The sequence below is a fragment of the Lapillicoccus sp. genome (assembly GCF_025353065.1).
Taxonomy (GTDB): Bacteria; Actinomycetota; Actinomycetes; order Actinomycetales; family Dermatophilaceae; genus Lapillicoccus.
In genome coordinates this window covers 21428-40631 of sequence record NZ_JANXRJ010000319.1, presented here as the reverse complement: position 1 = coordinate 40631, position 19204 = coordinate 21428, and the positions used below count along the sequence as shown (strand labels likewise).

22 protein-coding genes, 3 pseudogenes and 1 riboswitch are annotated in these 19204 nt (G+C 71.4%); of the genes and pseudogenes, 16 read left to right on the top strand and 9 right to left on the bottom strand.

From position 1 onward, the window contains the following. Window positions 1-33: 33 nt before the first annotated feature. On the top strand, window positions 34-510 hold the full coding sequence (locus tag Q0R63_RS23255; protein WP_295702549.1) for a (2Fe-2S)-binding protein: 477 nt from the start codon (window positions 34-36) through the stop codon (window positions 508-510). Between the two features lie 41 nt (window positions 511-551). On the opposite strand, the gene Q0R63_RS23250 is transcribed toward Q0R63_RS23255, so the two are convergent. The 3 genes from Q0R63_RS23250 to Q0R63_RS23240 form a co-directional block, all read right to left on the bottom strand. Further along, window positions 552-1457 (bottom strand): hypothetical protein, encoded by a 906-nt coding sequence (locus Q0R63_RS23250; RefSeq protein ID WP_295702547.1) that lies wholly within the window; start codon window positions 1455-1457, stop codon window positions 552-554. Window positions 1458-1530: 73 nt separating this feature from the next. Further along, on the bottom strand, window positions 1531-2643 hold the full coding sequence (locus Q0R63_RS23245; RefSeq protein WP_295702545.1) for a hypothetical protein: 1113 nt from the start codon (window positions 2641-2643) through the stop codon (window positions 1531-1533). 147 nt (window positions 2644-2790) lie between these two features. Then, window positions 2791-2922: a hypothetical protein gene (locus tag Q0R63_RS23240; RefSeq protein WP_295702543.1), complete on the bottom strand. Its 132-nt coding sequence runs from the start codon at window positions 2920-2922 to the stop codon at window positions 2791-2793. A 116-nt stretch (window positions 2923-3038) separates the two neighbouring features. On the opposite strand from Q0R63_RS23240, the pseudogene Q0R63_RS24700 reads away from it, so the two are divergent. The 13 genes and pseudogenes from Q0R63_RS24700 to Q0R63_RS23180 all read left to right on the top strand — a co-directional run. Continuing rightward, a pseudogene (locus Q0R63_RS24700) lies at window positions 3039-3377 on the top strand (flavin reductase); the annotation flags it as partial. Between the two features lie 26 nt (window positions 3378-3403). Further along, window positions 3404-3502: pseudogene (locus Q0R63_RS23235) on the top strand (transposase); the annotation flags it as partial. Between the two features lie 864 nt (window positions 3503-4366). Further along, window positions 4367-4573 (top strand): hypothetical protein, encoded by a 207-nt coding sequence (locus Q0R63_RS23230; RefSeq protein WP_295702541.1) that lies wholly within the window; start codon window positions 4367-4369, stop codon window positions 4571-4573. 284 nt (window positions 4574-4857) lie between these two features. Next, window positions 4858-5445, top strand: a pseudogene (locus tag Q0R63_RS23225) (patatin-like phospholipase family protein); the annotation flags it as partial. A 153-nt stretch (window positions 5446-5598) separates the two neighbouring features. Then, entirely contained in the window at window positions 5599-6258 is a 660-nt protein-coding gene (gene rpe, locus Q0R63_RS23220; protein WP_295702539.1) for a ribulose-phosphate 3-epimerase, read from the top strand. A gap of 68 nt (window positions 6259-6326) precedes the next feature. Further along, window positions 6327-6457, top strand: a riboswitch (FMN riboswitch). Window positions 6458-6615: 158 nt separating this feature from the next. Next, window positions 6616-7728 carry a bifunctional diaminohydroxyphosphoribosylaminopyrimidine deaminase/5-amino-6-(5-phosphoribosylamino)uracil reductase RibD gene (ribD, locus tag Q0R63_RS23215; RefSeq protein WP_295702537.1) on the top strand — a complete coding sequence of 371 codons (1113 nt, stop codon included), beginning with the start codon at window positions 6616-6618 and terminating at the stop codon, window positions 7726-7728. Further along, window positions 7728-8429: a riboflavin synthase gene (locus Q0R63_RS23210; protein WP_295702535.1), complete on the top strand. Its 702-nt coding sequence runs from the start codon at window positions 7728-7730 to the stop codon at window positions 8427-8429. Before ribD ends, Q0R63_RS23210 begins: the two co-directional genes overlap by 1 nt. A 1-nt stretch (window position 8430) precedes the next feature. Further along, window positions 8431-9135: a nicotinamide riboside transporter PnuC gene (gene pnuC / locus Q0R63_RS23205; protein ID WP_295702533.1), complete on the top strand. Its 705-nt coding sequence runs from the start codon at window positions 8431-8433 to the stop codon at window positions 9133-9135. Further along, window positions 9132-10409, top strand: a complete 1278-nt coding sequence (ribB, locus tag Q0R63_RS23200; RefSeq protein ID WP_295702531.1) for a 3,4-dihydroxy-2-butanone-4-phosphate synthase — start codon at window positions 9132-9134, stop codon at window positions 10407-10409. The genes pnuC and ribB overlap by 4 nt, the downstream gene beginning before the upstream one ends. Continuing rightward, window positions 10406-10912, top strand: coding sequence for a 6,7-dimethyl-8-ribityllumazine synthase (gene ribH / locus Q0R63_RS23195; protein WP_295702529.1), 507 nt, complete (start codon window positions 10406-10408; stop codon window positions 10910-10912). The genes ribB and ribH overlap by 4 nt, the downstream gene beginning before the upstream one ends. Window positions 10913-10923: 11 nt before the next feature. Next, complete coding sequence (locus Q0R63_RS23190; RefSeq protein WP_295702527.1) at window positions 10924-11187, top strand: phosphoribosyl-ATP diphosphatase; 264 nt, start codon at window positions 10924-10926, stop codon at window positions 11185-11187. Window positions 11188-11242: 55 nt separating this feature from the next. Beyond that, window positions 11243-12106: an ATP phosphoribosyltransferase gene (gene hisG, locus Q0R63_RS23185; protein ID WP_295702525.1), complete on the top strand. Its 864-nt coding sequence runs from the start codon at window positions 11243-11245 to the stop codon at window positions 12104-12106. 8 nt (window positions 12107-12114) lie between these two features. After that, window positions 12115-12576 (top strand): PH domain-containing protein, encoded by a 462-nt coding sequence (locus Q0R63_RS23180; RefSeq protein ID WP_295702523.1) that lies wholly within the window; start codon window positions 12115-12117, stop codon window positions 12574-12576. Between the two features lie 6 nt (window positions 12577-12582). On the opposite strand, the gene Q0R63_RS23175 is transcribed toward Q0R63_RS23180, so the two are convergent. The 4 genes from Q0R63_RS23175 to Q0R63_RS23160 form a co-directional block, all read right to left on the bottom strand. Continuing rightward, window positions 12583-13263, bottom strand: a complete 681-nt coding sequence (locus Q0R63_RS23175) for an isochorismatase family cysteine hydrolase (RefSeq protein WP_295702521.1) — start codon at window positions 13261-13263, stop codon at window positions 12583-12585. Window positions 13264-13271: 8 nt separating this feature from the next. Continuing rightward, window positions 13272-13895 carry a hypothetical protein gene (locus Q0R63_RS23170; RefSeq protein WP_295702519.1) on the bottom strand — a complete coding sequence of 208 codons (624 nt, stop codon included), beginning with the start codon at window positions 13893-13895 and terminating at the stop codon, window positions 13272-13274. Beyond that, window positions 13892-14641, bottom strand: a complete 750-nt coding sequence (locus tag Q0R63_RS23165; RefSeq protein WP_295702517.1) for an SGNH/GDSL hydrolase family protein — start codon at window positions 14639-14641, stop codon at window positions 13892-13894. The genes Q0R63_RS23170 and Q0R63_RS23165 overlap by 4 nt, the downstream gene beginning before the upstream one ends. Window positions 14642-14790: 149 nt before the next feature. Continuing rightward, the gene (locus Q0R63_RS23160; RefSeq protein WP_295702515.1) at window positions 14791-15375 is read right to left on the bottom strand and encodes a (d)CMP kinase; all 585 of its coding nucleotides are present in this window, start codon (window positions 15373-15375) and stop codon (window positions 14791-14793) included. 37 nt (window positions 15376-15412) lie between these two features. On the opposite strand from Q0R63_RS23160, the gene hisF reads away from it, so the two are divergent. Beyond that, entirely contained in the window at window positions 15413-16186 is a 774-nt protein-coding gene (gene hisF, locus Q0R63_RS23155; RefSeq protein ID WP_295702513.1) for an imidazole glycerol phosphate synthase subunit HisF, read from the top strand. Here the strand turns inward: hisF and Q0R63_RS23150 are convergent. Together Q0R63_RS23150 and Q0R63_RS23145 are read right to left on the bottom strand one after the other, a co-directional pair. Beyond that, a complete protein-coding gene (locus tag Q0R63_RS23150; RefSeq protein WP_295702511.1) occupies window positions 16173-17819 on the bottom strand; it encodes a DUF2142 domain-containing protein in 1647 nt (548 codons plus the stop codon). The two genes, hisF and Q0R63_RS23150, sit on opposite strands and share 14 nt — an antisense overlap. A 56-nt stretch (window positions 17820-17875) precedes the next feature. Next, on the bottom strand, window positions 17876-18514 hold the full coding sequence (locus tag Q0R63_RS23145) for a TIGR03085 family metal-binding protein (protein WP_295702509.1): 639 nt from the start codon (window positions 18512-18514) through the stop codon (window positions 17876-17878). 77 nt (window positions 18515-18591) lie between these two features. On the opposite strand from Q0R63_RS23145, the gene Q0R63_RS23140 reads away from it, so the two are divergent. Further along, complete coding sequence (locus Q0R63_RS23140) at window positions 18592-19122, top strand: GNAT family N-acetyltransferase (RefSeq protein WP_295702507.1); 531 nt, start codon at window positions 18592-18594, stop codon at window positions 19120-19122. The last annotated feature ends 82 nt before the right edge of the window (window positions 19123-19204 follow it).

The window sequence follows — 19204 nt, the reverse complement described above, 5'->3', positions numbered from 1 at the left end:
CTGGCCCCCCACCTGCAGAAAAGGCGAAACCTCATGGCACAACACACTTTTCGGCTCAATGGCCAGAACGTCACGGTCGATGTCGCAGACGACGTCCGGCTGCTCTGGGTCCTGCGCGACGTCCTCGGCGTCACCGGTCCCAAGTACGGCTGCGGCATCAACGTCTGCAAGGCGTGCACCTCGCACATCAACGGCAAGGCGTTCAACCCCTGCGCGGTCCGGGTGGCCGACATCAAGGCCACCGACGAGATCACGACCATCGAGGGCCTCGCGGACACCGTGCCGGGTGATCTGCACCCCATGCAGGACGCATGGATCGCGCGCGATGTGGCCCAGTGCGGCTACTGCCAGCCGGGCCAGATCATGGCGGCCGTGGCCCTCGTGCACGAGGTGAAGGCCCAGGGACGGTCGATCACCGACGCCGACCTCGACGCCATCCGCAACGTCTGTCGGTGCGGCACCTACAACCGCATCCGGCAGGCGATCGTGAGCGGCGCCCAGAACATGTGACCCTCCACCTTCACGGCGCGACCGGAGCGGCGATCGTGACCTCACCCGGCCGCGAGGACCCGCGACACCACGGCGAGGTTGTCGCGGACGTCCGCGTCGTCGACGATCGCGAGCGAGCCCTTCAGACTGGTGACGCAGCCGGCCAGGTCTCCGAGGTCGTAGAGGACCGATCCGAGGTTCGCCCACGCGACAGCGAGACCGGGGTCGACGTGGGTGGCGGCCTCGAGGGACGCGCGTGCGCCCTCGAGGTCCCCGGCGTCCTGACAGAGCTGACCGCGCAGCGAGAGCAGGTGAGCGCTCTCCGGGTCGAGGGCGAGGCCGGCGTCGACGGCGGCCGTGAGTTCGGACCCCACGGACAGCCACCGGCCCGCTTGGGCGGCGGTCGCCCACGCAGCCGTCGCGCTCACCTGCTCCGCGGAGGCGCGCAACGCCCCGCCGAGGGGCTCGGGCACCTCCCGCCCGCTCGTGACTACGACGAGGCGCAGCAGATCGGGGTCGGCCCGGCGGACGAGCTCGGCGAGCCACGTCGCGTCGGTCGGGTCGAGCCAGTCGGCCTCGGTGACGACGAGGACGTGCCCGCGTCCACCGCGTGACGCCGCGGCCAGGACGACGTCGGTCAGACCGTGCGCGATCCAGGTCGCCCGGTCGTGGGGGTAGTACCGCGTCCGCGTCGCGGCGTCCGCCTGAGACGTCAGGGTGGTGCGTCGGTTCTCGACTCGGTCGGCCAGCTCGGGTGCGGCAGCGAGGACCTCGATGTCGTAGCGCTGCACCAGCTCGGCGTCGCCCGCCAGGAGGGCGGGGACGACGATCCGCATCACACCGCCCGCGGCGGTGAAGGCGCCCCGGCAACGCCGGTCGCCGCTCACGGTCCACCACCGTTCGGTGGGCTCAGGGAGGTTCTCGGAGAGGTCGGACGGCTCGGTGACGAGCCAGAGATGCCGGTTCATGGGGTGGTCTCGCTTCTGTCTATGGCGGAGGGGGACGGGACGGTGAGTGTCGCGACGCCGGTGAGCGCGACCCTTAACCGGTGCGCCGTTCGGCGCGCAGGCGCTCCCTCAGCCAGAGCGCACCGGTGGTGGCCGGCTGGGCGAGGTTGAGCAGCAGGAGCAGCACGGCGTCGTAGAACGGACCCGACGAGAGGTCGGGGTGGAGGATCCGGCCGACAGCAGTGGCGAGGAACCGCCAGCTGATCGGCAGCAGCACCGTAGCGAGCATGACGAAGGACAGCGCGTATCCGAGCAGGTGCATCGGGGTGTACCACCGGGCGGCCCGGACGTCGGTGGCGTGCCACAGCGTCGGGTCGTGGAGCTGGTCGGTGCGACCGAGCCGGCGCCAGAACCAGTTCGCGGTGATCTGGCTCGAGGTGCAGTGCAGGTCGTGGGCGCCCGTGAGGGTGAGGATGAGGTAGCCGACGTCGGCCCTCAGGAACAGGACGAACTCCAGGCCGAACCGGACGAGCGTCGTGAAGGCCAGCGCCAGGAAAACCCCCGAGAGGACACCGGTCGCACCCCATTCCCCACGGGTCGCGGCGGCGCCGACGGTGAGCCCTGCGGCGACAACGAGGTCCGCGGCCATCCCGGCCAGCATCGGCAGGTAGCGCTGGCGTCGCGGCACGACGACGAGCCCGTCCATGACGGTCTCGAAGACGACGAAGGACAGCCGATGGCTGACCCGGATCCGCGCGTGGACACCGAGCCGCCGGGCCGCCAGGACATGGCAGAGCTCGTGCAGGAGGATGAGGGGGAGTTGTCCGACAGCGACGACGACCTCGATGAGGACGAGGTAGTCGCTGAAGAACACCACTCCTGGGTGCGGACGCAACGCGGGGTCGAGCATCGCGATGACCACGGCCGCGGCCACCAGCGCCGCAGCCAGCAGGGCGACGACGGGGGAGAAGAGCAGTCGCCCGGCGCGTTGCCAGCGCACGGGAGGCGCCACCCGGGGATGCGACGGCCCGTCGTCAGAGTCCTCGCGCACCTCGATGAAACCCAGGTCGGCCATCGCCTCGAGGAAGTCGTCGATGTCGACCGACTCGCCGTAGGTCCGTGCGTAGCGGTCGGCGGCCTCGTCGACCGGTAGGTCACCGAGGAGTCGAAGGAGCGCGGCACCGTCCGGTGGCAGGACGGCATACACGTCGGACTCGGCGCACCCGACGACACGCCGTCACCTTCCTCGAGGAAGGTCAGCTGACGCAGGATCACAGATGGCATGAGAGTCTCGGAGGTAGGACGAGGAGCCCGACCAAGCGGCGGCGAGACCAGGCGGGCTCCCCGCGCTGGACTAGCAGCAGTAGTTGCCGTAGCAGTAGTTGCTGCAGCGAGCCGTGAGCCGAACCTGACCGGCGTTGCGCACGACGATGCGCTTGAGCGACGGGGTCGCCGGCATCGCCGGGGTGTGGATGGTGGTCGTCATCTGAGTCACCCCCTTTCCTCGTGGGTCGCCGAGAGGGGGCAGCGGACGTCCCCGCAGATACACCCTCGACCGGCCGGTATCTCCACCGCTCCGGGGGCGTCCTTGTCGGCGTGACCATGTCCGTGTCCCGACCGATCTCGACTCCCCCACCCGATGGTGTGCGCGCGCTCACCACGGGGCGCGACGCCTTCGAGGACCTGGCCCGGAACGTGTCCGTGGTGTCGGCTCGCCGAGGCGACGTCGTGCACGGCATGACGGTCGACTCGCTCGCCGCCATCTGTCCGGACCCGATGCGCGTGGTCGTCGCCGTCCGCCGGGACTCGCGGTGGTGGTCGGTGGTCGCTGAGACCGGTACGTTCGCCGCGTCGGTCATGTCCCCGGGTCAGGAGGCGGTCGCGACATGGTTCGGGAGCCGCTCGCGCGGTGAGGGACGTCACCAGTTCGACTGCTTCCCATGGCATCCGGGCCCCTTGACCACTACGCCCTCCCGGACGCTGTCGTCGTGGCCGATCGGTTCCACTTGGTCAAGCTCGGCAACGACATGCTAACCGCGGTCCGCCGGCGGGTCTCGTGGGACCAATCAGCGTTGAAGATCTGGCTGGTGGCGGTGCCGTCGACGGTCTGGGTCGTGAGCTGGTCTCCCGACGTCACCGTGTTGACGGTCGTCGACGTCGTGCCGGCTGCGGTCGCGGTCAGGCGGGTGACGTTGCCGCCGGCATCGAGGACGTAGCCCGTGGTCGAGGTGGGCGTCCCGGTGCCGGCCGCGTTCGGGTAGACGGCCGAGGAGACCAGCCGGTCATAGGCGTCATAGCCGTAGCGCGACGTCGTGGTGGCAGTAGCGGTCGTCGTCGTATGCGTGGCGACGTTGCCGTGCGCGTCGTAGGTGTAGGCGTCGTCGTGCAGTGCGGTGCCGTCAGGCCCGGTCGTGGTCTGGTCGGTGACCTGGTTGGCGTCGCTGTAGGTGATCGTGGTGGTCACACCGTTGCCACGGTCGATGGTGTGGATCCGGTCAAGGGAATCGTAGGTATAGGCGACAGAACCGATCGTGGTGCCGGGGCGGGCCTCAGTCGCACCTTTGACCAGCCCCGTGCCGTCGTACTGGTAGGTGGTCACGGCACCGGTGACGTCGGTGGCGGTGGCCAGTGATCCGTCGGGCGCGAAGCGGGCGGCGCTGGTGGTGCCGTCCGGATACTGCTTGCTGATGGTGTGACCGTCGGGGTCGTACTGATACGTGATCACGTCGGTGGGTTGGCCAGGATCGCCGATGGTTTTGACCAGCCCACTGTCCGGATAGTAGGTGTAGGCGGTCTTCTGGGTCGTCGCGCCGGCCCGGCTCATGTCGGTCTCGAGGAGCTGGCCGGTGGTCGGGCTGTAGGTGTAGGTGGTGACCGTGCCGGTCGGGCCGGTGGTGGTCGCGGGCTTGCCGCTGGGGGTGTGGGTGTAGGTGGTCGTGCCGCCGCTGGGCGACCGCCACCTTAACCGCGCCCTGCACACCATCACCGTCTCCCGGCAACGCTACGACGAACCGACCAGGGCCTACACCGCCCGCCGTACCGACTGCAAAACCCCCCGCGACATCCGCCGCATCCTCAAGCGCGACATCGCCCGAGACCTCTACCGACTCCTGGAACACGGCCCCACCACCACTTGACAACCCATAGGAGCGTCCTTTGGCGAAGCGGGTGCCGACGGCGCCGTGGGCGATACCCGCCTCACCGGGTCGTCGACGTGGCGGCGGCCGTCGCCTCGAGGACACCGATTCCCCTTGTCCGCTGGTTCGCCGACGATGATGTTCCAGGAGAACCGTGATCGACCGGCAAGAGGTGAGAACCCATGAACCCCACGTCCAGTGGGTGCTCCCCGCAGTCCACGACACGCGACTGACCACGTCGCCAGCCGGGAGCGCCCTCGCGCAGCGTGCGAAAGGCAGCTCCCATGAACACCATCCTTTTCCCGACCAAGTACTTCACGGAAACAACCGGCAACCGGGCTCTGGTCCTCGGTGGCGGTGGCTCGACCGGCAACGCGTGGCTCATCGGCGTCATCGCGGGCCTGTTCGGCGCGGGGCTGGACGTGACGACCGCCGACATGACCGTCGGGACATCGGCCGGATCCACGGCAGCCGCCCAGATCGCCGGCGCGAGCCCGACCGAGCTGTTCGCCGCCACCGTTGCCGCTCCGCCCCGGCACGCCACGACCCCCACCGGATCCGATCGGGGACGCGTCACCCCTCGGCCGGTGGCGACCCACCTCGAGAGCTTCCTGGCGATCATCGCCGCCGCCGCCGACGTGACTGACATGCGCCGCAGAATGGGAGCGGCTGCTCTCGCCAAGGAGGCGGCCTCGGACGGGTCCTGGCCGGCTCGCTGGCGCGCCACCGTCGCCTCGCGGCTGCCCAGCCAGCGGTGGCCGGAGCGGTCGCTCGTCATCACGGCGATCGACGCCTACACCGGAGAACCGGTCGTCTTCGACCGCCACAGCGGAGTCGACCTGGTGGACGCAGTCGCCGCGAGCTGCGCCAGTGGTGGCCTTCCCTATGGGTGATCCATGTCGGCGCCCCCGTCCTCGATGACGCCAGCCTGAGCTTCGAGTGCCTGGTCGTCGGTGCGACGGTCGTCGGTCGCCAGGTCGTCGTCGTCGCGGACCTCGTGGGAGCTGGTTGGCTAAGGTCGCACGGTGCAGATCTCCCCGAGCATCCTCGCAGCCGACTTCGCCAACCTCGAGGCTCAGCTGGCCGCCATCGGCAGTGCCGACTGGGCCCACGTCGACGTCATGGACAACCATTTCGTGCCCAACCTCACCTTCGGGCTGCCGGTCGTCGAGGCGCTCATCAAGGTCAGCCCGATCCCGATCGACTGCCACCTGATGATCGACGACCCCGATCGGTGGGCACCGGCATACGCCGAAGCGGGGGCGCAGTCGGTGACCTTCCACGTCGAGGCGGCCGCCCACCCGCAACAGCTGGCCCGCGCCCTGCGTGCGGCGGGCGCCCGCGCCGGCCTCGCGCTCAAGCCGGGCACCGCGTGGGAGCCGTATGCCGGGTTGCTGCCCGAGCTCGACATGGTGCTCGTGATGACCGTCGAACCCGGTTTCGGCGGCCAGTCGTTCATGGCCGACCAGATGCCCAAGGTGCGCGCGGTGCGCGACTCGGTCCGCCGGCACGGTGGTGAGGTGTGGGTCCAGGTCGACGGCGGAGTCAGCGCCGAGACGATCGAGCAGTGTGCCGAGGCCGGCGCCGACGTGTTCGTCGCCGGGTCCGCGGTCTACGGCGCTGACGACGCGGCGGCCGCGATCGCGGACCTGCGGGCGTTGGCCACGCGGCATACGCATGCCTGATCTGCCGTGGCGGCGGTCACGGAGGCCAACGGTTCCGCGTCGGCCAGTGCTGGTGTCATACTCGAGGGCAACGTGCTCCGGGGTCGGTGCAACTCCGAACCGGCGGTAACAGTCCGCGACCCGGCCGCAGCCAGCGGCCGGTTGATCTGGTGAAACTCCAGGACCGACGGTGAAAGTCCGGATGGTAGGCAGCACGTGACGAGGCCGTGAGGCCCCGTCGGCGTCTCGTCACATCGCTCGACCGGTATGCCGCGGGGTCCCGTCAGGGGCCTCTGGCGTCGCCGTTCGAGGTAGCCGAGATCGCCCTCTCCCGGAGCTCGCCCCACCAGGCAGAGCACGAGGGAGAGGACGAGTCAGGTGACCGGACGCGAGCTACCCGCACCGGGCGTCGCCGCGACCCCTCCGTCGACGGCTGATCTGGAGCACCTGCGTTCCGCGCTCGCGCTCGCCGCTCGGGGGCCCCTCGGAGATCCCAACCCGCGCGTCGGGGCAGTCGTCACGGACGCCTACGGTGCCGTCGTGGGGCAGGGTTTCCACGCCGGAGCCGGCACGGCGCACGCGGAGGTCGTTGCCCTCAGCGAGGCCGGCGAGATGGCCCGGGGCGGCGCGGCTTACGTCACGCTCGAGCCCTGCGCCCACACCGGCCGCACCGGGCCGTGCACCGACGCCCTGCTGGTGAGCGGTATCGCCCGCGTCTTCTATGCGCAGGCCGACCCCACCCCCGTCGCAGGTGGTGGCGCCGAGCGGCTGCGGGACGCGGGTGTCGATGTCCTCGGGGGAGTCCTCGCGGGCGAGGCCGAGGCGCTGAACTCGGCCTGGACCTTCGCCCACCGGCACGGGCGACCGATGGTCACGTGGAAGCTCGCGACGACCCTCGACGGACGGGCTGCGGCGACCGACGGGACGAGCCGGTGGATCACCGGGGAGGCGGCGCGTGCGGACGTCCACGACCTGCGCGCCTCGTGCGAAGCGGTGCTCGTCGGCACCGGCACGGCGCTCGCCGACGACGCCTCTCTCACCGCCCGGCACCCCGACGGGTCCCTCCGAGCGCGGCAACCGCTGCGGGTGGTCATGGGCCGGCGCTCGTTGCCGGCGGGCGCGACACTGCTCGACGAGAGCGCGCCGACACTGCACCTGACCACGCACGACCCGCGCCTCGCCCTGCAAGCATTGTGGGACAAGGGTATTCGGCACGTTCTCCTCGAAGGCGGGCCGACCCTGGCCGCCGCCTTCCTGCGAGCCGGTGTCGTCGACGAGGTCGTCGCCTACGTCGCTCCCGTCCTGCTCGGCGCCGGCCACCCGACCGTCGGCGACCTCGGAATCACGACCATCGACTCGGCGTTGCGGCTCGAGCCGGTCGATGTCACCGTCCTCGGCGCCGACGTGCGCATCCGGGCCCGGGTCGCCACGGCCTCGCCAAGAACCACGGACCCCGCCACCCGCCCCACCCCGCCTGAGGAGAGCCACTGATGTTCACCGGAATCGTCGAGGAGCTGGGCGAGGTGCTGCGCCTCGACCGTGGCACCGACTCCGCGATCCTCCACGTGCGTGGCCCACTCGTCGTCGAGGACGCGACGCACGGCGCCTCGATCGCCGTCAACGGCATCTGCCTCACCGTCGTCGAGCACGACACCGAGAGCTTCAGCGTCGACGTGATGGCCGAGACCCTCGACCGCACCAGCCTCGGCAGCCTCCACCCCGGTGACCGCGTCAACCTCGAACGCGCGATGCGGGCCGACGGACGGTTCGGCGGACACGTCGTGCAGGGGCACGTCGACGGCGTCGGCACGATCCGGCGCCGGGCGCCGGGGGACCGGTGGGAGGTCGTCGAGATCGGCCTGCCCACCGACCTGACCCGCTACGTCGTGAAGAAGGGGTCGGTCACCGTCGACGGGGTCTCGCTCACCGTGTCGGCCGTCCACCACGACGGCTTCGAGGTCTCCCTCATCCCAACGACGCTGGCCCTGACGACGTTGGGGCACAAGGGAGTCGGCGATCTCGTCAACCTCGAGGTCGACGTCCTCGCGAAGTACGTCGAGCGGCTGCTCGCCGCCGGAGTCACGACCGCCGCCACCCCGACCGCCACCCCGACCACCACCCCGACCGGCACCCTCCCGACCACCCCCATCCCCACTGCCACCGCCACGGCCGTCCCGACCAAGGAGTCCTGACATGACCCTCCTCGAACGCCTCTTCGAGGCCCAGCTGACGATCGCCGGCCACGCCATCTACTGGCGCGAGATCGTCGGCAACCTCTTCGGCTTCCTGTCGGCGGTCGGCGGACTGCGTCGCCGCGTCTGGGCCTGGCCGATCGGCATCATCGGCAACGCGCTCCTGTTCACCGTCTTCTTCGGCGTGGCCTTCGCCTCGTCCCAGCCGCCGCTCTTCGGTCAGGCCGCCCGTCAGATCTTCTTCATCATCACCAGCATCTACGGCTGGTACCGGTGGAACGAGGTAAAGAAGCTCAACCACCACGACAGCAACGCACCCGCGGTCATCCCCCGGTGGGCCACGCAGCGCGAGCGGCTCGGCTACCTCGGCTTCTGGGTCGCGGGCGTCGTGGTCGCGCAGTGGGTGTTCGCGAGCGTCGGCGCCGGCTTCCCGGCCGAGCGCTGGTACTACTGGTGCGACGCCTGGATCTTCATCGGCTCGATCGTCGCGACCTACGCCATGGCTCGCGGCTGGAACGACTTCTGGCTGGCGTGGATCGCCGTCGACCTCGTCGGCGTCCCCCTGCTCTGGCACTCGCAGTACTACCCCTCGGCCGTCCTCTACATCGTGTATGCCGGGCTGGTCGTCTACGGTTTCTTCGTCTGGCTCAAGGCCTCTCGCACCGAGGCGCCCGAGCGGGAGCCGGAGCAGGTGGCGTCACGATGACCACCACAGTGAGCGGTCTGTCCACCGTCGGGAAGGCCCTCGCCGCGATGCGGGAGGGCCGCCCGGTGCTCGTCCTCGACGCGGCCGACCGGGAGAACGAGGGCGACGTCGTCCTCGCCGGGGAGACCCTCACCGACGACTGGCTCGCCTGGACGATCCGGCACACGTCCGGCTACGTCTGCGCCCCGATGCCGGCCGCACTCGCCGACCGCCTCGACCTGCCGCTCATGGTGACGCGGAACCGCGACCCGCTGCGGACGGCCTACACGGTCTCGGTGGACGCCGGCTGGGGCATCACGACGGGGATCAGCGCGGCCGACCGTGCCCTGACCATCCGCCTGCTGGCTGCGGACACCGTCAGCGCCGACGACTTCGTCCGACCCGGTCACGTGCTGCCGCTGCGGGCCCGTGCCGGCGGGGTGCTGGAGCGCCCTGGCCACACCGAGGCGGCCGTCGACCTGTGTCGTCTCGCCGGGCTGACACCGGTCGGCGCGATCGCCGAGCTCGTCCACGACGACGGCACGATGATGCGTCGGGACGACGTGCTGGCCCTCGGCGCCGAGCACGATCTTCCCGTCATCACCATCGAGCAGCTCGTCGCGCACCGTCAGCTCCACGACCGGGTCGACCGGCTGGCGGAGACGCGGATCCCTACGGAGCACGGCGAGTTCGTCGTTCTCGGCTACCGCGACCGGCTTACCGGCGTCGAGCACCTGGCGCTCGTCAGCCCCCGCGGGCTGCGAGGGACGGACGGCGGAGCCCCCCTCGTGCGGCTGCACTCCGAGTGCCTCACCGGCGACGTCCTCGGCTCGCGGCGCTGCGACTGCGGCCCCCAGCTCGAGCGCTCGATGGCCCTCGTCGCAGCCCAGGGCGGTGCCGTCGTCTATCTCCGCGGTCACGAGGGTCGAGGTGTCGGTCTCGTCGACAAGCTCCGCGCGTATGCCGTCCAGGACCAAGGCCTCGACACGGTCGACGCCCAGACCGCGCTCGGGCTGCCCGTCGACGCCCGCGACTACGCCGTGGGTGCGGCGATCCTCGCCGACCTCGGCGTCAGCCGGCTGGATCTGCTCACCAACAACCCCGACAAGGTCGACGCCCTGCGCGCCCTCGGGTTCGAGGTCACCCCCCAGCGGCTCGCCGTCCCCGCCACCCGTGACAACACGGCATACCTGCGGGCGAAGCGGGACCGCCTCGGGCACCGCGTCCTGCTCGCGGACGTCTGCGACCCCGACGAGGGACGCGCCTCGCCCCGTCCCTGGACGGTGTCGGCGTGAGCGGGTCCGGTGCGCCGCTCCTGACGGTCGACGGACGCGGACTGCGCGTCGCGGTCGTCGCTGCCTCGTGGCACGCCACGGTGATGGACGGTCTGCTCGACGGCGCGCGGCGGGGACTCGCGGAGGCCGGCGTGACCGACGTCGACGTCGTGCGGGTGCCGGGTACGTTCGAGCTGGCGGTCGCCTGCGCCCGACTCGCGCCGGCCTACGACGCCCTCGTGGCGCTCGGGGTCGTGGTCCGAGGTGGCACTCCCCACTTCGACTACGTCTGCCAGGCCGCGACGCTCGGGCTGACAGAGGTCGGCGTCCGCACGGGCGTGCCCATCGGTTTCGGGGTGCTCACCTGCGACGACGACGCCCAGGCCCTCGACCGCTCGGGCCTCCCCGGATCGCACGAGGACAAGGGGCACGAGGCGGCGAACGCCGCGGTGTCGACCGCCGTCACCCTCCTCGCCCTGACCGCGCCCCGGACGCCCGCCGGGGTGGGAACGGTCGCCCCGTAGGCTTGTCCCTCGTGAAGACCTTCGAGCAGCTGTTCGCCGAGCTGGGCGAGAAGGCGGCGACACGGCCCGAAGGGTCGGGCACCGTCGCCGCCCTCGACGCCGGCGTCCACGCGATCGGCAAGAAGATCGTCGAGGAAGCCGCTGAGGTGTGGATGGCCGCGGAGTACGAGGGCTCCGCGAAGACGGCCGAGGAGATCAGCCAGCTGCTCTACCACCTCCAGGTGCTGATGCACGCGACGGGCCTGTCGCTCGACGACGTCTACGCCCACCTCTGACCTGTTGCGCCCTCACCTGCTTTCCCCTCACCACCCCAGAAAGTCTTCCGACGTGATGCCGTCCACACTGCGAATCGCGGTCCCCAACAAGGGATCCCTGGCTGACTCCGCGATCGACATGCTCCGCGAGTCCGGCTACGCCGTGCGCCGTGACACTAAGGAGCTCATCGTCACCGACGTCGACAACGACGTCGAGTTCTTCTACCTCCGTCCCCGCGACATCGCCATCTACGTCGGGTCGGGCACCGTCGACGCCGGGGTGACCGGGCGCGATCTGCTGCTCGACTCCGGCAGCAGCGCCGTCGAGGTGATGGCCCTCGGTTTCGGCGGCTCCACCTTCCGGTATGCCGGTCGGCCCGGTGAGGTGTCCCAGGTCGCCGACCTCGAGGGCAAGCGGGTCGCGACGAGCTATCCCGGTCTCGTCGAGAAGGACCTCGCCGGTCACGGCGTCTCCGCCTCCGTCGTGCGCCTCGACGGCGCGGTCGAGACCGCCATCACCCTCGGGGTGGCCGACGTCATCGCCGACGTCGTCGAGACCGGCGCGACCCTGCGCAGCCAGGGGCTGGCCATCTTCGGGGACCCGATCCTGCGCAGCGAGGCCGTGCTCATCCAGCGTGGCGGGACGGTCGAGCCCGGCGCTGACGCGGCATTCGAGGTGCTGCGGCGCCGGCTGCTCGGTGTCGTCACCGCCCGGTCCTACGTGATGATGGACTACGACGTGCCGGCCGACCTGGTCGACAGCGCCTGCACGATCACCCCCGGCCTCGAGTCGCCGACGGTCTCACCGCTGCAGGACAAGGCGTGGTGCGCGGTCCGCGCCATGGTGCCGCGGGCGCGCACGAACCGCGTGATGGACGAGCTCTACGACCTCGGGGCGCGGGCGATCCTCGTCACCGACATCGCCGCCTGCCGGATCTGAGGTCCGTCGTGGCCGATGAGCACCTCCCCAGCCCGCCTCCCGGCGACGACCCCTTCCGGGTCTTCCGGTCCCGCCGCGGCCGGATCGTCGCCACGACGATGGGGGTGCTCGCCGTCCTCATCTTCGTCGGCATCTCCGTGGGGCTCCAGGACGCCACCCCCACCGACCGGATCCTGATCAGCACCTTCGGGATCGCGATCGCCGTCATGTGCTGGCGCTACGCCACCATCCGGGCGACCCCGACCCGGCAGGGCCTCGTCGTGCGCAACCTCATGACGACCCGCGAGCTCACCTGGCCCCAGGTGCTCAAGGTCCAGTACGGCGGCGGCGCCCCGTGGGTCACCCTCGACCTCGACGACACCGACTCGGTCGCCGTGATGGCGATCCAGCGCGCCGACGGCCCGGTCTCCTCGGCCGAGGCCTCGCGCCTCGCCGCACTCGTCCAGGCCCTGGGCGAGGCCCGCCCGTAGCCCGCCTCACGAGTGGTGGCGCCCGGCCGCGAGCAAGGCGAGGACCTCAGCCGCGCCACGGACGTCGCCGAAGGTCCGGTAGATCGTGCGGAGCGCCGCGTTGTGGTCCTCGTCGCAGCGTGCGGCGGTGCCGTCAGCGACGAGGATCACGCGGTAGCCGAGGGTGCTGGCGTCGCGGGCTGAGGACTCGCAGCACACGTTGGTGACGGTGCCGGTGATGACGACGGTGTCGATGCCGCGGTCGGCCAGCAGCGCAGGCAGCGGCGAGCGGCCGGGGAAGAAGGCACTCGCCGCGGTCTTCTCGACGAGCAGGTCGGTCTCCTCCACTCGGAGCTCCGGCCACAGCCGGTCCCGCAGCGGTCCGACACCACCTGAGCCCTGGTAGGCCGCGGCAGCCTCGGCTCCGAAGAACTCCACCTCGAGGTCAGGCCGGGGACCGGGGCTGGGGACCACCCAGGCCACGGTGCCGCCCGCCAAGCGAAACGCGGTCGCGAGCCGGCCGATGACGGGGACGATGCCTCGGCAGTAGGGCATCTCCGCGACAAAGAACGGCACCATGTCGACCACCACGAGAGCGGTCTGCTCGGGAGCGAGCGTGGTGAACGCGTGCCGCCGTCCGCGGCGCTGCTCGTGGCGCTGGTACTGCCGCTCCTCGATCCGCCAGTCGTGGCGCGGCGGCTCGTCCATCGTCCGGGCTACCTCTGCTCGATCGTCGTGACGACGGTCGTCACCGAGGGGCTGCGGGGGGTCGAGGAGAAGCCGAACCGGCACGGCGGGTCGACGGGCGCGAGGTGGCCGAGGTCGCCGTCGTCGAACCGACCCCGAACCGCGACGACCCGGTGGAGGTCGGTCGCGCCGTACCACTCTCGTCGACCTGCCCGGGCGGTGCCCCGGGTGCGCACCCCGGCGACGACGCGCCCGGCGACCGGGTCGATGAGGGTCGCCCAGCCCGTGCTCGTCGCGAGCGGGCGCGGTACCAGGCGCAGCAGCCGACCGAGGAGCGGCCGGGTGCCGATGTCGAGGTCGAGCTCGAGGGAGCCGGTGCTGACCCGCCAGCCCGGCATACCGGTCGGGGCGTCGACGTCGGCCACCTCGACCGGCTCGATCCGCACCTCGTCGAAGACGTAGGTCGCCTCGATGACGTCGCGCACCACCGCGCTCGGGGCGAGCAGGACCCGCCACCCGTCGGCCCGCTCGACCATGACGTCGGCAAAGGGTCCGAGGGGCGTCCGGGTCCATCGCCCGACGACCAGCCGGGTGCCCGAAGTCGTGCCGACCCCGGCGATCCGCCCGTCGAATCGCTGCCGGACCGCGGTCACCGACCGTCGGTCCCCACCTGGGGATCGCGGGACTCGCGCGAGGTCAGTCCCGACCGGTCGAGAGCGCGCTCGAAGGCGGCGGACATGTCCGCGTAGCCGCGGTCGTTGGGGTGGAACTTGTCGGCCGCGAGCTTGCCCCGCCACGAACTCGGCCCGTCGCGCATCATGTCGGCCAGCACGAGGCCACCCTCGCGCTCCCGCCGCTGCAGCAGCTGGTCGATCTGCCTGGCCTCCTGGTGCGGGTTGGGCAGGTTGGACACGACTGCGCCGGGCGGGAAGCGGTCGATCATCTCCGTGAAGCGCTCGACCAGCCGCTCCCGATAGCGTCGCAGGAAGATGTCGTTGGACCCGATCACCGCTGTTACCAACGCCGGTGGGCCCTGGCTCGCGATGAGGGCCTCGAGCGCCGGCAGCTGACGGTCGAGGACGTCCTCCACCCGCGCGCCGGTCACGGACAGGTTGACGAGCCGGTGGGACCACCCTTGGCCGGTGAGGTGGTCACTGAGCTGCCCGACGTAGCCCCGGTCGTGCGCCGAGGCCCCGATGCCCTGGGTCATCGAGTCACCGATGGCCACCCACAACGGTCCCGTCGACCGCACGGCGGCGGCGTTGTCGCGTTCCCAGGCCGCGGCATACGGGCCGACCTCGCGCTGGACCGCGCGCACCCCCGGGAGGAAGACACCGGCCACGCTGACGAACCGACCGGGTGGCCGGTCACTGACGTTGGAGTAGGTGAAGGCCGCCACCACACCATTGTCCCAGACCCCGCTGCAGCCGGCACACGACGCAACGACGACCGTTGGTCCGTGACCGCCGAGCTGCCACGCCTACCGGGGTCGCGCTGGGTGACCAACGGTCGTCGTTACGCGCCGGTAGGTCTCTGGGACCACCCCCGTCATGAGTCGGCGGCAGCCGGTCCCGTGTCGATGACGAGGTCGGCCCGCGCGCGGGTGCCGTCGGCGGCGAAGAGGGCGGTCTCCTGCGCGGCCCACCGCTCCCACTGCGGCCGGTAGGTCTCACCGTCGCGCCGCATGCCTCGCTCGAACCGCAGCTCGCGGGACGCTTCGACCCAGACCCGCACTGCGGCATACGTGCCCGCGGGCATGACGCTCGAGCCGACGCCCTCGAGGACGAGCCGTGGCGCGTGGGCGACGGGCTGGGTCCGGCCCCAGCGGTGGCGCATCCAGTCCCATCGCCGGTATGCCGCGTCCTCACCACGCGAGAGCGGCTCCAGCACCTGGCTGGTCACCAGCGGGACGGCCTCGGCGAGCCCGTCCCACCCCGGGTAGATGTCGTCCATGTGGATGACGTGTGCGTCCACGAGGCGCCCCACCGCGCGGGCGAGAGTCGTCTTCCCGGCGCCGCTGGGCCCGTCGATCGCGACGACGAGGACGGCCCCGCACCGGGGCGTCGCCCGCTCGACCAGGGCGGCGACGGCCGCCGCCGTCGCCGGGTCGGCGCGCTGGGGTCCCGGTGCCACCCGAGGGAGGTTACGGCAGCCCGGTAGCGTGGCCGCCGTGAGTGTTGCCACCCGCGTCATCGCCTGCCTCGACGTCGATGCCGGGCGGGTCGTCAAGGGGGTCAACTTCGAGAACCTCCGCGACGCCGGCGACCCGGTCGAGCTGGCCAAGCTCTACGACGCCCAGGGAGTCGACGAGCTCACCTTCCTCGACGTCACAGCCAGCAGCGGGGACCGGGCCACGACCTACGACGTCGTCACGCGGACGGCCGAGCAGGTCTTCATCCCCCTCACCGTCGGCGGCGGGGTGCGGTCGGTCGATGACGTCGACCGGCTGCTGCGAGCGGGAGCCGACAAGGTGGGGGTCAACACCGCCGCCATCGCGCGGCCCGAGCTCATCGCCGAGATCGCCGATCGCTTCGGGGCGCAGGTGCTCGTCCTCTCCGCCGACGTCCGCCGACGGATCGGCGACGACGGCCGCCGCACAGGCGAATTCGTCATGACGACGCACGGTGGCCGGACGCCCGTGGACCTCGACGCCATCGAGTGGTGCGCCCGCGCGGCCGAGCTGGGGGCGGGGGAGATCCTGCTGAACTCGATGGATGCCGACGGCACCAGGGACGGGTTCGACCTCGAGCTGATCGCCCGCGTGCGGGCCGCCGTCACCGTGCCGCTCGTCGCCAGCGGGGGAGCGGGCGCGGCCATGCACTTCGCGCCTGCGGTCGCCGCCGGCGCCGACGCCGTGCTCGCCGCGAGCGTCTTCCACTTCGGCGAGCTCACCGTCGCGCAGGTGAAGGCGGCCCTGCGGGCCGAGGGCGTCACCGTCCGATGACCGCACCCTGACGGGCTCCGCTCCCGGAGGCGTCGCTGGTGTCGCTCGCGTCCGGCGATGGATCCGGCGACGGATAAGGCGGCCCTGGTCGCGCAGGCAGGAGACCGCCCGGGAGGCACAGGGCGATGACGATCAGCGCGCCCGCCACCACGGTGATCGCCAGCCAGGGGTACCAGCCCAGCGGTGGTTGCCACTCCGGGTGCGAGAAGAACCAGCGTGGCCCGGCGGCCCCGACCGCGTTGCGCCTGCTGTTGGTGTACCACCCGCCAACCTGGACGACGGCCACGAGGACCGCCACCGGGACCGCCACCAGCAGGCCGACGACCGCGGCCGACGACCCGCCGAGGATCTGCGGCCGCTGCCGGGGGTGCGGCGGTATCCGGGTCCGGTGCGCGGCGATGATGTGGCCTGCCAGCAGCGGCATCATCACCGTGACCGGGAGCACGTGCCGCCCCTGCGCACCAAAACCCGTGCCGGCCAGGAAGACCACCTGGAGCCCGATGGTCACCGCGACCGCACCGACGGTGGTGAGGACGAGCACGATCCGTTCGCGCCAGGTGCCGAGGACGAGAGCGAGCACCACGAGCAGGAGGACGAGGGCGAACCAGGCAAAGACGAGAGTCGGCGACATCGGGGTCTCGGTCCAGCCGAAGTTGCCGACCTGCTGCCGGAACAAGGTGTCGAGCAGCGTTCGCGACGGCCGCCCCAGCGCTCTCACCTCGGCGAGCGTCAGACGCAGGCGGGATCCGTAGAGGCCCTCCCAGATCCGGTTGAGCACGATGCCGAGGACCAGGACCAGCAGGGTGATCGTGGCTGCCACGGGTTGGGCCCGGAGACGGCGTCCGGTCTCCCGCCACGAGAGCAGCAGGGTCAGCACCACGAGGTCGACGACCACCCAGACGGGGCCGGGGCTGCGGCTCAGGGACAGCGTGAAGCCGGAGACCGCGGTCGCCGCCCAGACCCACGCCGGCGGCCGCTCGTGCTGTCGGAGGCGGAGCACGGCTGCGGCGAAGGCCAGGCCGGTCGCGATCTCGAGGCCGCTGGGGTTGATGATCGACGCGGTGAACAGCACCATCGGCGTCACCGCCAGGGCGATGCCGACGAGGGACGGCGCCTCCCGGTTCCACGCCAGCCGGACCGCGAGGCACAGGAAGACCCAGCAGCTGAGGGCCGAGACGAGGCGACCGAGCCGGTCCGCGGTGAAGGGTCCGTCCGTCCGGTCGATCGCCAGGCCCGGCAGCACATACGGCAGCGGCTGGTAGTTCCCCACCGGGTTCTGGACCACCGTCGTGCCCGTGATCGCCGCCGGGTCGTCCAGGCAGGCGGCACTGACGAGGACGTGGAAGGCGTTGCACGTGGCGGTGCGGCTCAGCTTGTCTCCCGGCACGGTCACCGCCCGGGTGGCGTCGTTGAGCCAGCCGAGGGTGGTCGGGCTGTTCGGGAAGTCGGCGGTCGTAAAGGGATCCAGCGGACCGACCAGCTGCCCGTCGCCCACGGCGATGGCCCGCACGTAGTGGGACGTCTCGTCGGCGCCCGCGAACGGCGCGTTGCTCATTGCCCAGCTCAGCAGCAGCAGCCCGTATGCCGCGCACAGCAGTGTGGGGGCAGGAAGGAGTCCCAGGAGGCGGCGCACACAGGGCACTGTAGGCGCTGGCCCCGCTGCTCGCCGGGACAGAGTCGCCGACACTCCTACGCCCCGAGGGGCTCCCCGGAGATGGCCGTGACGGCCGCGTCGGGTCCCTCGACCTCGACCTCGGCGACCCGCTGGCGACCGGCCACGAAGAGGCTGAGCTCTCCCGGGGTGGCGGTCACGACCGCGGTCCCGGGCCCGCTGGGACCCTTCGCGGTGAACCGTCCGAAGCCAGGTGCCGCGAGGACGACGCCGACCGTGGCCCCCCGGAGCATGAGCTTCGACTGGGACCGTAAGCCCTTCCAGATCGCCGCCTCCAGAGGTGCGTCGAGCACCCTCCGCGTGAAGCCCGGCGCCCCCCGGAGGACGTCCTCGTGGTGGATGAAGAACTCCGCGAGGTTGACCGCCTCGTCCACGGGCGGCAACCGGGTCGGTGACCAGAACGGCGGCCCGGAGCGGACGCGGTCGACGAGCCCGGGCCAGGCGACCGCGGCATACGACGTCATCGCCGCATCGAGCCGGCCCTTGAGCGCCGGGACGAACATGCCCAGGGCGAGGTCGGGCCGGGAGTCGCGGATGACGAGGTGGGCCGCGAGATCCCTTGCGCGCCAGGGGCTGCACAGTGTGGGCACGTCCGGACCCACCTGGAGCATGGTGTCGCAGAGGGCGTGGCGTTCCTGTCGGGCGAATCCGGTCATGCCGCCATCGTGCCCCAGGCCGATCGTCGGGTCGTCATCGCCCGCGCCGGGATCGCGGTCACGGATACGGTGCTGGCATGATCGCCCTGATCCGGCCCACGACGGACCTGCACGCTGCGTGGCTCGTCATGGTGCGTGAGTTCCACGGCGCGCACATCGATGGCTCCGGTGTGATGGAACGGTCGCTCGAGGACCTCGAGGGGGCCGACGCCTTCGCCGGCTGGGTGGCCGAGACCACGGCACACGAGCGCGGCGAGCGGGTGCCTCCCGAGCTCGTCGCTTCGACTCTCCGGTGGGTCATCGACGACCGTGAGCCCACGACGGTCATCGGCACGATCAGCCTGCGGCACGAGCTCAACGACTACCTCCGACGGGTGGGCGGCCACATCGGGTATGCCGTTCGCCCCACCGCCCGTGGTCGTGGTGTCGCGACGGCCGCTCTCGGGCTCGTCCAGCAGGAGTGCCTCGACCGCGGGATCGACCCCGTCCTGATCACCTGCCGCGACGACAACGTCGCGTCGGCGCGGACCATCGAGCACCAGGGCGGAGCGCTCGAGGAGGTCGAGGGGGGAATCCGCCGCTCCTGGATCTCGTTGTCGCAGCGATGATTGCGGACCCGCTGCACGGGATCTTCGGCTCGGGATCACGCTCCGGCTCGGGATCACGCTCCGGCTCGGGATCACGCTTCGG

Coding starts and splice junctions, on each gene's coding strand:
- Q0R63_RS23240 (WP_295702543.1), bottom strand. CDS start 2,922: ATGACGACCACCATCCACACCCCGGCGATGCCGGCGACCCCGTCGCTC.
- Q0R63_RS23175 (WP_295702521.1), bottom strand. CDS start 13,263: ATGGACGAGCCGCCGCGCCACGACTGGCGGATCGAGGAGCGGCAGTAC.
- pnuC (WP_295702533.1), top strand. CDS start 8,431: ATGACCCTCCTCGAACGCCTCTTCGAGGCCCAGCTGACGATCGCCGGC.
- Q0R63_RS23250 (WP_295702547.1), bottom strand. CDS start 1,457: ATGAACCGGCATCTCTGGCTCGTCACCGAGCCGTCCGACCTCTCCGAG.
- ribB (WP_295702531.1), top strand. CDS start 9,132: ATGACCACCACAGTGAGCGGTCTGTCCACCGTCGGGAAGGCCCTCGCC.
- hisG (WP_295702525.1), top strand. CDS start 11,243: ATGCCGTCCACACTGCGAATCGCGGTCCCCAACAAGGGATCCCTGGCT.
- Q0R63_RS23210 (WP_295702535.1), top strand. CDS start 7,728: ATGTTCACCGGAATCGTCGAGGAGCTGGGCGAGGTGCTGCGCCTCGAC.
- Q0R63_RS23145 (WP_295702509.1), bottom strand. CDS start 18,514: ATGACCGGATTCGCCCGACAGGAACGCCACGCCCTCTGCGACACCATG.
- Q0R63_RS23255 (WP_295702549.1), top strand. CDS start 34: ATGGCACAACACACTTTTCGGCTCAATGGCCAGAACGTCACGGTCGAT.
- Q0R63_RS23140 (WP_295702507.1), top strand. CDS start 18,592: ATGATCGCCCTGATCCGGCCCACGACGGACCTGCACGCTGCGTGGCTC.